At 65.8% G+C, this 15,170-nt stretch carries 13 protein-coding genes; 7 read left to right on the plus strand and 6 right to left on the minus strand.

Annotation, left to right across the window (positions count from 1 at the left end; translation table 11 throughout):
- Positions 1-6: 6 nt before the first annotated feature.
- The 4 genes from ACFQS2_RS02635 to ACFQS2_RS02650 all read right to left on the minus strand — a co-directional run bounded on the left by ACFQS2_RS02635 (position 7) and on the right by ACFQS2_RS02650 (position 4,498).
- Positions 7-1,416, minus strand: a complete 1,410-nt coding sequence (locus ACFQS2_RS02635; RefSeq protein ID WP_377792651.1) for a glycosyl hydrolase family 32 — start codon at positions 1,414-1,416, stop codon at positions 7-9.
- An 88-nt stretch (positions 1,417-1,504) separates the two neighbouring features.
- Positions 1,505-2,314 carry a carbohydrate ABC transporter permease gene (locus ACFQS2_RS02640; protein WP_377792652.1) on the minus strand — a complete coding sequence of 270 codons (810 nt, stop codon included), beginning with the start codon at positions 2,312-2,314 and terminating at the stop codon, positions 1,505-1,507.
- A 10-nt stretch (positions 2,315-2,324) separates the two neighbouring features.
- On the minus strand, positions 2,325-3,233 hold the full coding sequence (locus ACFQS2_RS02645; RefSeq protein ID WP_377792653.1) for a carbohydrate ABC transporter permease: 909 nt from the start codon (positions 3,231-3,233) through the stop codon (positions 2,325-2,327).
- Positions 3,230-4,498: an ABC transporter substrate-binding protein gene (locus ACFQS2_RS02650; protein WP_377792654.1), complete on the minus strand. Its 1,269-nt coding sequence runs from the start codon at positions 4,496-4,498 to the stop codon at positions 3,230-3,232. Before ACFQS2_RS02650 ends, ACFQS2_RS02645 begins: the two co-directional genes overlap by 4 nt.
- A gap of 233 nt (positions 4,499-4,731) precedes the next feature.
- Here ACFQS2_RS02650 and ACFQS2_RS02655 point away from each other — a divergent pair, with 233 nt between their 5' ends.
- The 7 genes from ACFQS2_RS02655 to ACFQS2_RS02685 all read left to right on the plus strand — a co-directional run bounded on the left by ACFQS2_RS02655 (position 4,732) and on the right by ACFQS2_RS02685 (position 11,779).
- Positions 4,732-5,706: a LacI family DNA-binding transcriptional regulator gene (locus tag ACFQS2_RS02655; protein WP_377792655.1), complete on the plus strand. Its 975-nt coding sequence runs from the start codon at positions 4,732-4,734 to the stop codon at positions 5,704-5,706.
- Between the two features lie 168 nt (positions 5,707-5,874).
- Positions 5,875-6,897 carry a LacI family DNA-binding transcriptional regulator gene (locus ACFQS2_RS02660; protein WP_377792656.1) on the plus strand — a complete coding sequence of 341 codons (1,023 nt, stop codon included), beginning with the start codon at positions 5,875-5,877 and terminating at the stop codon, positions 6,895-6,897.
- A gap of 25 nt (positions 6,898-6,922) precedes the next feature.
- Complete coding sequence (locus ACFQS2_RS02665) at positions 6,923-8,227, plus strand: ABC transporter substrate-binding protein (protein ID WP_377792657.1); 1,305 nt, start codon at positions 6,923-6,925, stop codon at positions 8,225-8,227.
- A gap of 172 nt (positions 8,228-8,399) precedes the next feature.
- Positions 8,400-9,565 (plus strand): IS3 family transposase gene (locus ACFQS2_RS02670; protein WP_377792658.1). Its coding sequence is split into 2 segments (ribosomal slippage): positions 8,400-8,684 and positions 8,687-9,565, totalling 1,164 coding nucleotides; the frame shifts between segments, so codons are not numbered across the junction.
- Positions 9,566-9,578: 13 nt separating this feature from the next.
- Positions 9,579-9,854: a cation transporter dimerization domain-containing protein gene (locus ACFQS2_RS02675; RefSeq protein ID WP_377792816.1), complete on the plus strand. Its 276-nt coding sequence runs from the start codon at positions 9,579-9,581 to the stop codon at positions 9,852-9,854.
- A gap of 208 nt (positions 9,855-10,062) precedes the next feature.
- Positions 10,063-11,351 (plus strand): IS3 family transposase gene (locus ACFQS2_RS02680; RefSeq protein ID WP_377792659.1). Its coding sequence is split into 2 segments (ribosomal slippage): positions 10,063-10,336 and positions 10,336-11,351, totalling 1,290 coding nucleotides; the frame shifts between segments, so codons are not numbered across the junction.
- A 38-nt stretch (positions 11,352-11,389) separates the two neighbouring features.
- The gene (locus ACFQS2_RS02685) at positions 11,390-11,779 is read left to right on the plus strand and encodes a GNAT family N-acetyltransferase (protein ID WP_377792817.1); all 390 of its coding nucleotides are present in this window, start codon (positions 11,390-11,392) and stop codon (positions 11,777-11,779) included.
- A 52-nt stretch (positions 11,780-11,831) separates the two neighbouring features.
- Here ACFQS2_RS02685 and ACFQS2_RS02690 read toward each other — a convergent pair whose 3' ends face one another.
- Together ACFQS2_RS02690 and ACFQS2_RS02695 are read right to left on the minus strand one after the other, a co-directional pair.
- On the minus strand, positions 11,832-13,130 hold the full coding sequence (locus tag ACFQS2_RS02690) for a uracil-xanthine permease family protein (protein ID WP_377792660.1): 1,299 nt from the start codon (positions 13,128-13,130) through the stop codon (positions 11,832-11,834).
- A 94-nt stretch (positions 13,131-13,224) separates the two neighbouring features.
- Positions 13,225-15,081, minus strand: coding sequence for a hypothetical protein (locus ACFQS2_RS02695; protein WP_377015939.1), 1,857 nt, complete (start codon positions 15,079-15,081; stop codon positions 13,225-13,227).
- Between the last annotated feature and the right edge of the window lie 89 nt (positions 15,082-15,170).

Raw genomic sequence — 15,170 nt, forward strand, 5'->3', positions numbered from 1 at the left:
AAGTCCTCAGATCTGGGTAGCACTGGTGGTGACGGAGGTTGCTCCGACCTCCGCTGCCCCTTCGATCACGTCGAGCACCACTGCCGATCCTGCAGGGTTTGCAAACCTCGTACTCAGGGCGACGTCGTCCACGTAGAGCGTTGCGATGTCCTCGTCGAGGACCAGCTGTAGTCGATGCTCGTGCCCGTCGGTGAGGTCCGGCAGTGGCCGCTCGAGGCCGCGGTTGTCGAGCTGTCCCCAGGGCCAGTTGGGGCGCTTGTCGAACTCGAGGCGATGTTCGTCGATGACCATCGAGAATTGATAGCCGACGTCGGTCGTGGTGTCCTCGCCGAAGCGCAGGTTGACCTCCCGGGTGCCCGGGGCAACCTTTAGCGTCGTCTCGAGCAGGCACGGCTGCGGGACGGATTCGGCGAGGACCCGCTGGGTTAGGCCGTCGCTCCGCGAGAGCGCGAAGGGCTCGACTGCTGTCGCGGTGGATGCGGCGAGGTGCTCGCGTACCGCATCGGGAATCTTCGTACCCAGTGTGCCGTCCTCGCGCACCACGACCTGGTGGACGACGAGGGCGCCGCCCCACTGCCAGGTCCTGGTGTCGTCGTCGTCCCAGCGGGTGGCGACCCAGCCGACGAGGTAGCGGTTCTCGCCGTCGGACACGGAGCGCGCCGCGTAGTATGGGCGGCCGTCGAAGGCGTCGTCCTCGGTCGCCTCCCACGGCCCGTAGAGGGAGCGGGAGCGGCGGTAGATGGTCTTGGACTTGTCGCTGTACTCGGTGACCAGGTGGTACCACCAGTCGCCTTCGAGGAACACGTCGGGCATCTCGTGCATGGTGAACAGGCCTGGAGCCCAGAAGTCGCCCTGGAACTCCCAGGTTTCGCGGTCGGTCGAGGTGAAGTAGACCGTGGAGCCGCTCAGTTGGGTCTTGGGTCCAGCCTTGCGGGTGCCGAGGATCATGACCCACTGACCGGCGTCCTCGTCGTAGACGACCCAGGGATCGCGCCAGTCGTCGGGGTCGTACCCCTCTTGCGGTGCGACCAGGGATTTGTCGGTCTTGCGCCAGTGGACGAGGTCGTCGCTCTCGGCGATCATGAGAACCTGGGAGGGCTTGCCTTCAGCGGCGAAGTGGTCGCGGTTGAAGCCGGTGTACATGGCGTGGAAGGTTCCGTCGGCCTCGAAGACGGAGCCGGCGTAGATGAACTGGTCCTGGTCGTGCTCGCCGCCGCGGACGATCGCCTCGCCGAGGTCCTCGTACTCCACGAAGTCGGTGGTGCGGGCTAGGGCCCAGCCGAAGGGCTCGCAGTCCGGGAGAGGGCCGGGGTCCCGGCCGTCACGCTGATGGAACAAGTAGAACGCGCCGTCGTGGAAGAACGGCATGCAGTCTCCGAACCAGGTGCCGGGGTGCTGATAGTGGATGTTGGGCATGGTGCGCTTCAGTCCTTTGATCGAGTGGAGGGGTAATCGGGCGGAGCTGTGGCTCCGATGCGGCTCCGGCTTGCGTACCGGTTCCGAGTTAGATCCGCGTGCCGCCGAGGCTGGAGGCGAACACGCGCTGGAAGGCGAGGAAGACGATGACGGTGGGCAGGGAGACCAGCAGCGCTCCGGCGAGGACGACGGGCGGGCCAACAGTGCCGTAGTTGCTTTGCAGGCCAGCGAGAGCTGCCATAACGGGGCGGATCTGCTCGCTGTAGCTGAGGGTGATGCCGAACAGCAGTTCATTCCACACCCACACGAACTGGAAGATAAACGCGGCGGCGAGGGCCGACCTGCTTAGCGGCAGATAGAGCCGGGTGAACACACGCCACCAGTTCGCACCGTCCAGCTGCGCCGCCTCGGCGACCTCCTGGGGGATGGTGAGCATGTGGTTGCGCATGATGAAGAAGGAGAAGGGGATGCAGGTGGCGACATAGATCAGCAGCAGGCCCGCCCGCGTGTCATATAGGCCGGTCTCGGCGTAGCCGGTGAACAACGGTCTCAGGAAGGCCTGTGCAGGGAATAGCGCTCCGGCGTAGATCAGCCAGAACCAGAAGACGCGCCGACCTCCGGGGATCGCTGTGAGCGCGAAGCCGGCGAATGCCGCCACGAGAACGGCGAGGCCCCCGGCGGCCACGGCGTACGCGAGGCTATTGAGCATCGACGGGCCGAGCTGTGCGGCCTCCCAAGCGGCGGCCATGTTCTCGAAGATGGCAACGCCGCCAGGCAGCCAGCGGACGTCGCCGGTGTAGGCGTCGTTGGGAGTGAAGGCATTGACGACGATCAAGTAGGTGGGCACGAACCAGATCAGCGCGAGCAGGACGACGACGAGGGATCGAAGGGTTTTCACAGGATGCTCCTCAGTGCGCGCGAAGCTGCTTGCGCAGGTAGGCGACGGAGACGGCGACAACGATGATCGTCAGGACCACGGCTATAGCGGCCCCCGATCCGGGACGCTGGAGGACGAAGCTCTGCCAGTACATCGACACCGCAAGGGTCTCGGTGGCGCGCCCCGGCCCACCGTTGGTGAGGACCCAGATCAGGTCGAAAGACTTCAGGCCATTGGCGAGGCTGATACCCATCACGACCGCGGTCGAGGTGCGCAGCTGCGGTACGACGACCAGCCAGAACCGACGGATCCCGTCCACGCCGTCCAGCGCGGCGGCCTCGATGGTCTCTCGGGGAATGCCCTGGAGGCCCACCAGGTAGAGGATCACGGCAACCCCGGTGGCTTGCCACGAGTTGGCGATAATCAGGACGATGGTGTTTCCGGGCCAGTTCAGCAGCCAGGGCTGCGCGAGGGCGTCGAGACCGATCCCGCGCAGCAGAGAGTTCAGGGCACCGGTGTCCTGAAGGACGAAATTCCACACCACAGCGACCGCGGTTCCTGAGAGCGCGTAGGGCAGGACGATCGCGAGCCGGGCGTACTTGCCCCACGACACGGAGTTGGTCAGGGCGGCGATCGCCAGCCCGAGCCCCACGGGGAGCAAGACCGTGCCCACCAGCCAAAACAGAGTGTTGATGCTCGAGCGGACGATCACCGGGTCGGTGACCAGGCGGGCGTAGCTGGAGAGGCCGGCAAAGGAGGGATCCACTACGGCGTCGTCGAGGAAGCTACGTCCAACGGTGAGGGCGAAGGGGAGTAGCGCGAGCAGCCCGACGAGGGCCACGGCCGGGGCGAGGAACAGCAAGCGCGGCCGGCCGCGGACGACGCGGTCGCGACGGCGCTGGGCAGACAGAACGTCACGATGGTCGGGCAGGACGCTCATCGGGTTGCCTCCTGCCAGTAGGACCACTCGGACTCAGCCTTGCGCTGGAGCGATTCGAGGACGCCTCGGGGGTCGGAGGGATCCGCCATGAATCCGCCGAGGTCTTGGGTGACGCCCACCACGAGCGGCGGCGGCGAGTTCTCCCAGTAGCGATTGACGACGTCGAGGCTCTGGTCCCGGATAGTGCTCTGAAGACGCTGACTCACGGGGTCAGACCAAGTGACCTTCGGGTTCGCGCTGGACCCATTGAGGAAGTCGGACCAGGGCTCCTGAACCTCCGGGGCAAGCCAGGAGGCCAGCGCTTCGGTCGCCTCGACGCGGTGCCGTGAGCGGTCCGGAACCACGAGTCCTGCGACCTCTGTGACCACGGTAGGGGACGAGGCCCGTACGGCCGGGAGGAGGAACGCATCGAATCCGGTCCCGGACTCCATGCCGGCGAGCTCCATGGACTGGGTGCTCCAGCTAACGGGCGTGGGCTGCATGCCGATGCGCCCGGAGGCGAGCATCGAAGGGAAGTTGTCGCTCACCGAGTCCGCGCTCGTGTGCAACCCATCCCGGATCATCTCCTGCCACAGTTCCATGAGGCCCACCGCCTGGTCGTCCAAGAACGAAGCCTCGTTCTGGCACAACGCGCGGTACCAGTCGGCGTCATAGGCAGCAGCCAGCATGCTGAACCAGTTCGCCACGGGCCAGATGTTCATCTGAGTCGTTCCGATGGGAGTAACTTCTGCAGCTTTGAGTGCTCGGCATACGCTGAGGAACTCATCCCAGGTCGCTGGAGGCTCGAGGCCGAGCTCCTCAAAAACCTTCACGTTATAGAACATGACGTAGTAGCCCTGAATGAGTGGCATCCCAAAAACGCCGCCGTCAAACGTGAAATCTGGTCTCATGCCATCATCGAGCCACCCGGCTTCGACAGAGGCCTCCCAAGCTGAGCTGAGTTCTGCCAGAGACCCTGTGCGAGCGAGATCGCGCATCCGATACCCGCTACCCCATTTAACGAGGTCGGGAGGATCTTGCGTCTGCAACAGCGATCGAATCACTTGCTCATACGAGGATGCGTTTGGGATCGTCTGGGGCGATAGACCCCACCCCACCCTCTCCCGCAATACATCACCCGCTGCCAGGTACCCGGGCTCCCAAGATGCCGCATCGTTAAAGAACTGCAGATCATCGGTTACAGCAGCATCTGTACTGCCGCATGCGGCAGCGGTACCAGCCAGCCCCAGGGCGCTGACGGCGGCTAAGAAGCGGCGTCGTCGCATGCTTCCTCACTCCTCATTGATCGGTTGACGTCCTCACGAAGCACCCGTGCTACGTGCATGACATCCTTGTCTCGAGTCTGTGGCTATAAGGTGGTTGCGCCTAGGTGCCATCTGGCGATCTAGGCCCCTCCAAGTGCATCATTGGGTTCAAAGCGCCTGTTCGGACGGCATGACATCGTTGACATATTTTGGTGTCTCATGCGCTCGGAGACCCGACAACTAGGAGGTCGCTCATGGCCCGTATCCGGCCCGCCACCGTCAGTGATGTTGCCAGTCACGCGGGAGTAAGCACGAAGACTGTCTCGCGAGTTATCAATCGCGAGAGCTACGTCGCTGAGAGCACCCGAACTCGCGTACTTGGTGCCATCGAGGCACTCTCTTATCGCCCGAATCCCGCTGCACAAAACCTGCGGCGAACCACTTCCCGGTCAATCGCCGTAGTGGTCGAGGACATCTCCGAGCCGTTCGCTGCCCAGGTCACTCTCGCGGTGGAACACACTGTCGACGAGGGCACCACCGTGATCGTCTCGTCGAGCATGGGTGATCCCCTACGCGAGGCGAACATTCTCGCAACGCTCGCCGCACGCCAGATCGATGGAATCATCCTTGCCCCGACTCAGACGCCAAGACCTCGGCTTCTTCACCGGATGGGACGTACCGCCGTGGTCTGCGTCGATCGCCCCGTGCCGGGTGAGCCGACCGATGTGGTCTTATCGGACAACACGCGCGGTATGCAGGAGGCTGTAGAGATACTGCTGGAGCAGGGTCATCAGCGTGTTGCCTACATGGGAGACTCCCCGCGGGTGTTTACTCAGGTCGAGCGCTTACGCGGATACCGTGCGGCTTTAGAGAAAAGCCATATTAAAGTCGACCACGCTCTGGTCTATGAGCACCGACCTGACGTTGAGCGCACCCGACGCCACCTGGCATGGCTCACGAAGCTCCCGGATCCGCCAACCGCCATGGTCTCCGGAAATTCTTTGACCACACTGGCCATGATTCATGCTGGCTTTAATGTCGGGCTGGACTCCTTCGTTGCCTTCGATGATTTCCCGCTTGCTGAGGTTGTCTGTGGTGGGGTCAGTGTGGTCGCGCAGGACGCCGCTGCTCTGGGACGTGAGGCAACCCAGACCCTTTTGCGACGCATGGCAAACGATTCGGCGCCCATGAAGACATCACGCCTCGCTACCCAGCTCGTCCTGCGGTGACGGGCCGTGCGATGAGCAGATCGTCCTGGCTGACTCTTCGCGGCTTGGTCTGATGCTCAACGCAGAGCTCGGCACTGTTGCGTCAACCGTTTGACGTCTCTAGCGTCCAGGATCAATCGATTGACAGCGAGTGACGAGACACGAGGGAGGGGAGTCGTGATGGTACGGATGCGGGATATCGCCGACCAGCTTGGCATCTCGGTATCAACGGTCTCACTCGCCCTGAACCACAAGGACCAGGGGCGGGTGAACCCGCCCCTTGCGGAGAAGATCCGCACAACGGCGAACGGGATGGGCTACCGACCCAATCCTCATGCGCTCGGTCTGAAGCTCAGCAAGAGCCATGCGATCGCCTTGATCTGCAATACGGGGCCCGATGATCCTTTCCTCTCCGGACTGACGGGCGGGGCACAGGCGGCGGCGGCTGAGGCCGGGTACATCCTCATTACCATCCCCGTCACAGACGCCTCTCACGCGGAAGAGAGTGCGATTGAGACCGCGCTGCAGCGCGATGTCGACGGGATCGTGTTCGCTGCTGACTACTACCGCCGACGGAACATTCCCACGGTCCCGGACACCACACCGTTCGTGTTCCTCGACTGCATCAGCACCGGGTCGAATCCCGTTGTCACCGAAGTCATCGCCGACGAGGTTCAAGGCTCCTACGAGGCCACCTCCCATCTGATCTCCGCCGGCCACACGCGCATCGGATACATCGGCATCGATGACGACCGATACCTCGCTCGGCGCCTACGCGCGAAGGGCTTCTGCGACGCCGTGCGGGAGCACCTCGGACACGAGACCGATCCGCTGATCGTCAACGCATCGGACCCGTCTATCTCCGCAGGTGAAGCGGCAGCCGAGTGGCTCTTCACCCGTCCCGCGGCAGAACGACCCACGGCGCTGTTCTGCTTCTCGGACCGCACCGCCTTCGGAGCCGCACAGGCGGCCCGAGGCCACGGACTCTCACTTCCTGAGGACCTCAGCATCGTGGGATTCGACAACGTCGAGTACACCTCCGAGTTCTTCACCCCGCGACTCACCACCGTCGAGCTGCCTCATCAACGCATGAGCTCCGAGGCAGTGCGGCAACTCGTCCACCTCATCGATAACCCCCATTCAGCACCGCGCCGCATCAAAGTCCCCTGTCCCCTCATCCACCGCGACTCCGTCAACTCCCACCACAGCTGAAAATCCCCTTCGAAAGGTAAGAACGATGACGTTCACACGACGCCAGACCCTCGGTGCCCTCGGCGCCGCCGCTGCTCTCCCGGCGATGACCATGGGCTTGACTGCCTGCGGGTCTTCCGCAGAAGGGGACGGCACCTCGCTCAAGGTCCTCCAGTACGAGGACCCCACTTCCGCCCAGGGCCAGGGCTGGAAGCGCGCCCTCGAGATCTTCAAGGAGAAGCACCCCGACGTCACCGTCGACTTCCAGCAGACCAGCTTCGATGCGGTCCGCCAGAACGCCAAGATCACCCTGTCCGGGAACGAGGTTCCCGATGTCATCGAGTTCAACAAGGGGAACGCCGACGGTGGCCAGCTCGCCGCGCAGGGGCTGCTCACCGACCTCACCGAGACGGTGACCGCGCGTGGATGGGACGCCAAGGTCAGCGACTCGATGAGCTCCTTCGCCCTATACGAGGACGGCATGGCCGGCTCGGGCTCCTGGTTCGGCATCCCGAATATCGGTGAGTACGTCACGCTGTTCTACAACCAGGACCTCTTCGAACAGCACGGCATCTCCCCTGACATCAGCGACCTCGAAGGCCTCGAAGCAGCGATGGACACTCTGCTGGCCGCGGGCGTCACCCCGATCGCGAGCTCCGCTGCCACCAGCCAGGGCTTCAACCAGATGTGGATCTGGTACTCCCTGGTCTCCGCGATCGCCACCCGCGACGAGATCGACGACTTCATGTTCGTGAAGGGCCCTGTCGACTTCTCCTCGAACCCCTGGGCGGAGGGCACGGAGCGGTTCCAGGCCTGGATCGAGCGCGGATATGTCGGCACCGACATCGCCGGTCTGAACTTCGAGCAAGCCACCGTCAACTTCCTCAGCGGCAACGCCGCAATGGTCGTGTGGAACCACGGTGTCTTCCACCGCGCTGTGGCCGAGGCCGATTTCAACTGGGGGTACATGACATTCCCCGGCGCGAACCTCGTCATGGGCTCCTCCGGACACCTCTGGGGCGTCCCAGAGCGCGCCAAGAACAAGGAACTCGCCTACGAGTGGATCGACATCACGCTATCCGAAGAGGTCCAGAACCTCATCGGCGAACTCGGCGGGCTGCCCATCGCGGGCGACCCCGCAGCGATCACCGATGAGCGCACCCGCGAATACACCGAAGGATTCGTGGAACTGATGGACGGCAACGCCTTGTCGTACTACCCGGACTACCCGGCCATCGGCTTCCTCGACTTCATCCAGGAGCATATGCAGGCCATGTCTAACGGCAACGAGACCGCACAGGAATACCTCGATGCACTGCAGTCCTTCTACGACGAAGGCACCCAGCAGTGACAGCGTCCACTCAGCTAGCCACCCGCCCCGCGACGCGACCCAAGACCGGCCCCGTCCGCGCATCCGGTCACCGCGAGACCTACTGGCCCTACCTGCTGCCGAGGGACTGATGCGCGGGTAGGTGTCACATGATCTGTAGCGCTGAGCCGCGTCGCAGGGAAGGATGTGCACCATGCCCGCTCCATACCCCCAGGAGTTCCGTGACGACGTCGTGCGTGTCGCGAGGAACCGTGAACCTGGCCAGAAGCTCTCCCAGATCGCGAAGGACTTCGGGATCTCGGAGTCCTGCCTGACGAACTGGATGCGCCAGGCCGATGTCGAGGACGGTGCCCGTCCCGGGACCACCCGCGAGGAGTCCTCCGAGCTGCGGGATTTGCGTCGTCGGAATCGGCTGCTGGAGCAAGAGAACGAGGTCCTGCGTCGCGCGGCCGCCTATCTCTCACAGGCGAATCTGCCGGGAAAATCCTCTACCCGCTCGTGAGCGAGCTCGCCGCTGACGGGATCCCCGTCGCGGTGTCCCTGCGGGTCCTGAAGCTCTCCCGCCAGCCCTACTATCGCTGGCGGAAACAGCAGGTCACCCCGTCGGAACTGGTCGAGGCGTATCGGGCGAACGCCCTGTTCGACGCCCACCGTGACGATCCCGAGTTCGGTTACCGGTTCCTCACCGGCGAAGCGGAAGCGGCTGGCCAGCGCATGTGTGAGAGGACCGCGTGGCGGATCTGCCGGGACAACCGGTGGTGGTCCGTGTTCGGGAAGAAGCGGGGGAAGAACGGGAAACGGCCGGGCCCGCCGGTCCACGACGACCTCGTGCAGCGAGATTTCACGGCCGATGACGTCAACGAACTGTGGCTGACCGATATCACCGAGCACCGGACCGATGAAGGGAAGCTCTACCTCTGCGCGATCAAGGACGTGTTCTCCGGCCGGATCGTGGGCTACTCGATCAGCGACCGGATGAAGGCACGTCTCGCGGTGAACGCCCTGGACAACGCAGTATCTCGTCGTAGCGATGCCGCCGGATGCATCGTGCACTCGGACCGCGGGAGCCAGTTCCGGTCACGGAAGTTCGTGCATGCACTGAACCGGTATCACCTCATCGGGTCAATGGGGAAAGTCGGTGCTGCCGGGGACAATGCCGCAATGGAGTCCTTCTTCGCCCTGCTCCAGAGGAACGTCCTGAACCGCAGGCGTTGGCGGACCCGAGAAGAGCTGCGCATCGCGATCATCACCTGGATCGAACGCACCTACCACCGTCGTCGCCGACAGGCTCGTCTGGGCCGATTGACCCCCATCGAGTACGAGACCATCATGGACCCGACCGTCAGCCTGGCGGCCTAACCGCAGCTGTCACCTGTTCGCGCATCAGTCCCAGACCACCGCGGCTGAGGTGCCCGGAGTGATTGCGGTACGTCGAGCACGCGCCCGGTGGAGCGGACACCGCCTCGAGGCCGACCTCGACATCACCGTCGACTCGACCCTCACCGTGAACGACGGCCACCGCATCGCGGAGGCCGTGCACGACACCCTCCGCCGAGGCGTACCGCACCTCGATCACGCATCCATCCACGTGACCCCCGAGGCTCCGAACCCGACCAGCCACACCCACGCCGGCACGCGCGAGGACTGAACGCAGGTGAGAGCACCCCGGCTGCAAACTGTGATATTTGGGTATACCCAACAGCGACACTGCGCGCCGTAAAGAACGCCCTGTTCCAGAAGGTTCGCTTCCGGGTTTTGGCACATGTCCCGGGTAGGGTCTAAGACATGAACGAAACAGATGGTGAATCGGCCCGGGTTTGATGCCGCTGCTGTTTGAGTCCGGAAGGATGGACAGCATGCCGAAGAAGATCGATCCCCAGCTGCGCGCGAGGTGCGTGCGGCTCGTGCGAGAGCACCAGCAGGAGTACCCCACCCTGACCGCCGCCGTCACTGCGGTCGCCCGGCAGGAAGGCGTCTCACGGGAGTCCGTGCGGCGCTGGCTGGCCCAGGCAGACGTCGACGACGGCACCCGGCCCGGCGTGACCAGCGAGGAATCAGCCGAGGTCAAACGCTTGAAGACGGAGAACAAGCGGCTGCGCGAGGACAACGCGATTCTTCGCCGGGCCTCAATTTTCTTCGCGGGGGAGCTCGACCCCCGAAACCGCTGATCCTCGCGTTCATCGACGAGATGAGAGCCGAAGGGTATGCAGTCGAGTCGATCCTCCGCGTCCTGCGTCAGCAGGGCCTGGAGATCGCTGCACGAACCTACCGGGGCTGGAAGAGACCGCCCCGCATCGCGGCCCGCACCGTCACAGACGCTCTGGTCGAGGACAAGATCCGTGAGCTGGCCTGGACGTTCAACGCCACCACTCAGCGGTGGCAGATGACCCCTGAAGGGCTCTACGGGCGGCGGAAGTGGGTCGCGCTGCTCCGCCGTCAGGAAGGCCTGGCCGGCACCTCCCGTGGGGCGGTGGACCGGGCGATGCGCACCCTCGGCCTCGAAGGTATTCGGCGGGCGACGAAGCTGCGCACCACCATCCCGAACCCTAATGGGAAACGGGCGGGTGACCTCCTCAATCGCGACTTCACGGCCCCGGCTCCGAACCTGGTCTGGGTCACCGATTTCACTTACGTTCGCACCTGGGCCGGGTTCGTGTACGTCGCGTTCGTCGTCGACGTGTTCGCTCAGCGGATCGTGGGCTGGCACGCGTCCTCGAGCATGCGCACCGATCTCGTCATGACGCCACTGCGGATCGCGCTGTGGCAGCGGGAACGCGAAGGAAACCAGGTCTCACCAGGCTCTTTGGTGGCGCACAGCGATGCCGGATCGCAGTACACGTCGATCCGGTACACCGAGCACCTCGACCTCGAGGGCATCGCTCCCTCGATCGGGACCGCCGGCGATGCGTTCGATAACGCGCTCATGGAGACGGTCAATGGGCTGTTCAAGACCGAGTGCATCCGCACCACCGTCTTCCACCACGGCCCGTTCCGGACGCTCTCGGACGTCGAGTTCGCGACTGCCGGCTGGGTCGACTGGTACAACAACCGACGCCTCCACGGCTCCCTGGGGATGCTGACCCCGGTAGAGTCCGAGACGCTCCACTACGAGGCCCTCGCCCGAGAGCCCGAACCCGCAAAGTAGCGGCAGAGAACCTGGGCCGATTCAGGGCGTGGGAGGACATCCTCGCTGAGTACGCGCGGGATGCCGCTGATTGGGAGCCAGGCCGAGTCCCTGCGGAGTTTCTGGTCGCCGAAGTACCCGGTACCGCCATAGGCAGAGTCTCCATCCGCTACAGACTCAACGCGGCCCTCTTGGAGGTCGGCGGACACGTCGGGTATGCCGTGGGACCGGAGTTCCGAGGCAAGGGCTACGGCCAGCAGATCCTGCGCGCTGCTGTAGGCCGCCTGGCGGCTCACGGTGTGGACCACGTGCTGGTCACCTGCGACGCCTCGAATGCTGCATCGTCCGCGCTCATAGAGCGTTGCGGCGGACAGCTCGAGGATCTCCGCGAGGGACCGGGCGGACGTGTGACGCGCCGTTATTGGATCACGTCTGAACAGGTCGGATGACCCAGCCGAAGCCGTCTACGCCCCTGCTGCTCAGTCCCGGCGCCCGTGCTACTCAGTCCCGCCGCCCGGCCTCAGCCACCTGCGGGCCGACGTGCTCGGCGTCGGTTCCCCGCGCGCGGCCGAGCTGGTTCATGGCGTGGTAGATGATCAGCGCGGCCAGGGTGCCCAGGGCGATGCCGGTCAGCTCAATGCCCTCGATGGCCCAGGTGACGTTGGCGATGCCCACCACGAGCGCGACGCCCGCGGTGAACTGGTTCTTGGGCTGGGAGAAGTCGACCTTGCCGTCGACCCACATGCGCACGCCGACGATGCCGATCAGCCCGTACAGCACGAAGGTGACCCCGCCGAGCACGCCCGGCGGAATGGTGAAGATGGCGGCACCGATCTTCGGCGACAGCGACAGCCCGATGGCGACGATGCCCGCCACCCAGTAGGCGGCGGTGGAGTACACGCGGGTGGCGCTCATGACGCCGATGTTCTCGCCGTAGGTGGTCGTGGGCGAGCCGCCGAACCCGGCGGAGAGGGCGGTGGCCAGCCCGTCGGAGGCCAGCGTGCGGCCCACCATGTGATCGAGGTTGCGGTGGGTCATCAGGCCCACGCTGGTCACATGGCCGACGTTCTCGGCCAGCAGCACCAGCACCACCGGCAGGAACATCGGCAGCAGGCCCAGGTTGAACTCGGGGTGATGGAACTCGGGCAGGCCGATCCAGGCCGCCTCGCGCACCGGAGCGAAGTCGACCTCGCCGCGCAGCACCGCGACCCCGTAGCCGACGAGCACACCGACCAGGACGGACACCCGGCCCAGCAGACCCTTGAACACGGCGGTGCACAGCACCACCGCGAACAGGGTGATGGTCGCAGTCACGGCCGATTCCTGGAAGTTCTCGTACGCCGTTGGGGCGAGGTTGAAGCCGATCAGGGCCACGATGGAACCCATCACCACCGGGGGCATCAGCGTGCTGATCCAGCCGGATCCGACCCGGGAGACCAGCAGCCCCAGCGCGGCCAGCAGCAGGCCGGTGATCATCACCCCGCCCAGCGCGGCGCCCATGGAGTCCGCTGCCGTGGAGGCGGTGATGGGCGCGATGAAGGCGAAGGAGGAGCCGAGGTAGCTGGGCACCTTGTTGCGGGTGATGACCAGGAACAGCAGCGTGCCGATGCCGCTGAACAGCAGCGTGGTCGAGGGCGGGAACCCGGTCAGCAGCGGCACCAGGAAGGTCGCACCGAACATGGCGACCACGTGCTGGGCGCCGATGCCGATGGTCAGCGGCCAGGCGAGGCGCTGCTCGGGGGTGACGATGGCGTCGGGCGCGATGGTGCGGCCGTTGCCGTGCAGGGTCCAGCGGAACATGCTTCTCCCGGGGTGAGGATGGACGGCCGGACGGCCGAGGGGCGCGGCCGGCAGGTCTCTGCCGACGGGGATCGGGGCCGGGTGCGGCCGGCGGTCAGTGACCGGGGAAGGACTTCTTGCGGGCCGTCTCCTCGCCGACGTCCGGCACCTGGCTGAGCAGCGAGGTGCTTCCGGTGTCGCGGCTGCGGAAGTCGGCGAACATCTGGGCGATGTCCGGCGCGCCGAACTCGTCGCGCACCGGGGCGGGCACGGTGAGCATGAGCGCGGCGGCGATGCCGATGGCAAGGGCCGTGCCGCCGGTGACCAGGCCCGCGCCGGCGCCCATCGCCAGGGAGTTGACGATGATGGCGAGGAAGCCGACCACGACGAGGACGAGGCCCGCGATCACGCCGCTGGCGCGGGCGATGACCGCCGGGCGTGCCAGCAGGGCGGTGCGGGCGAACAGGGAGACGGCGACGAAGCAGACGCAGACGCCGGCGTCGATCAGGTGCAGCACGGGCCCGCCGCGACCCTGCCCCGCCGTGGCGGCGATCGCGGCCATCAGGTGCCAGGCGACGGCGGCGACGTGCATGATCGCGCTGAACTCGAACGCTCGCACGGTGTAGACCAGCCAGTCGGCGCGCTGGAAGGAGATCGGCATGGTGCGCACGAACGAGCGGGAGATCATCAGCCCGAACGCAGTGAACAGGAACGGCAGGTACACGAAGCCGGTGGCGACGCTGAGCGGCGCGGCGAACTGCAGCTGGAGGGTGTTGTCAGCGAGCGCGGCGATCACCAGGCCGCCTGCTGCGGCGGTGGAGAACACGAACCAGGAGCGTTCGCGCAGCAGCGCCGAGGCGAGCACGATGCCCATCAGCAGCGCGGAGATCATGGCATCGGCGAAGGTCATCAGGGAGTAGGCCCAGCCGGTGGTGACGATGCGGCCGATGATCATCACCAGCGCGAGCAGCAGGGCCGCGGCGGCGGCCAGGCCCACTGCGACCAGCAGGATCCGGGCGGCGCGGCGGGCTCTGGCCTGGGGGAGGTAGCCCTCGTGGGCGCGGGGCTCGATACCGATCACGGCGCCGAGCAGCAGCAGCGGCACCCCGATCCCGATGCCGACGGGCGGGCCCTCGGGCAGGGAGGCGAACAGCACCGGCAGGGAGAGCACCAGATCGGCGAGCACGACGCCGACGGCGGCGAGCAAGGCGGGCAGCAGGCCGATCACCCGCACCATCCGAACCGCCCCCAGCGGTGGTTCCTGCGGGATCCAGCGCAGCAGGTGCACGGCGACCAGCGCGATCAGGCCGATCCCGATCGCGGCCTTGCCGACGCCCTCCACAAGCGAGTTGTGGGCGACCGTGAAGGTCGTGGTCATGGACGAGGCCATGCAGATCAGGGCGAGTATGTCCCGCAGCGCGTCGAAGATGCCGAGATCCTTGAAGCGGTTCGGCAGCACGAACCCGTTGGGCGGGACGTCGTCGTGCTCGGCGTTCGGCGTGGTGCCGGAGCGGGCGTAGGAGACATCGCGCGGAGGCCGCAGCGGAGCGGTGGCGGGTTCTGCCCCGGCACTGCCTGCCGGGACGGCTCCACCTGCCCGGCCCGCGGCGTTCTGTCCCGTCGTCTCCGAACCGGCCGCTTCCGGGCCGGCCGTGGCCGGGCCGGTCGCCGCGTCCGCGGTCACGCCGTCCGATTCGGCCTCCTCATCGAGCGCCGGGATGGCCCCGGTCTTCGCGTCGGGCTCGGCGCCCGCACGGCGCAGCTGCTCGGCGTCGAGATCGCTGAGGTCCACGGTCTCGTGCTCGCTCGGCGGCTGGGCCTGACGGCCGTGGCGCTGGGCGAGCAGCGGAGCCGCGTAGCGGTCGAACTCCGCGCGGTCGGGCAGCCGGTCGGTGGGCAGGGTTCCGGGGTCGTCCGACGCGAAGATCCAATCCGCGTCCTGGTTCTCCTCACCCCGTCGATTCCTGCTCATCTGACCTGCTCTCCTGGTTCCCGGTGCGCTGGGGCGGCCCCCTGACCGGCCCGCACAGACCTTTCGATCTTAGGGACGCGGAGGCCGAA

The organism is Brachybacterium sp. GCM10030267, assembly GCF_042666875.1.
GTDB lineage: Bacteria > Actinomycetota > Actinomycetes > Actinomycetales > Dermabacteraceae > Brachybacterium.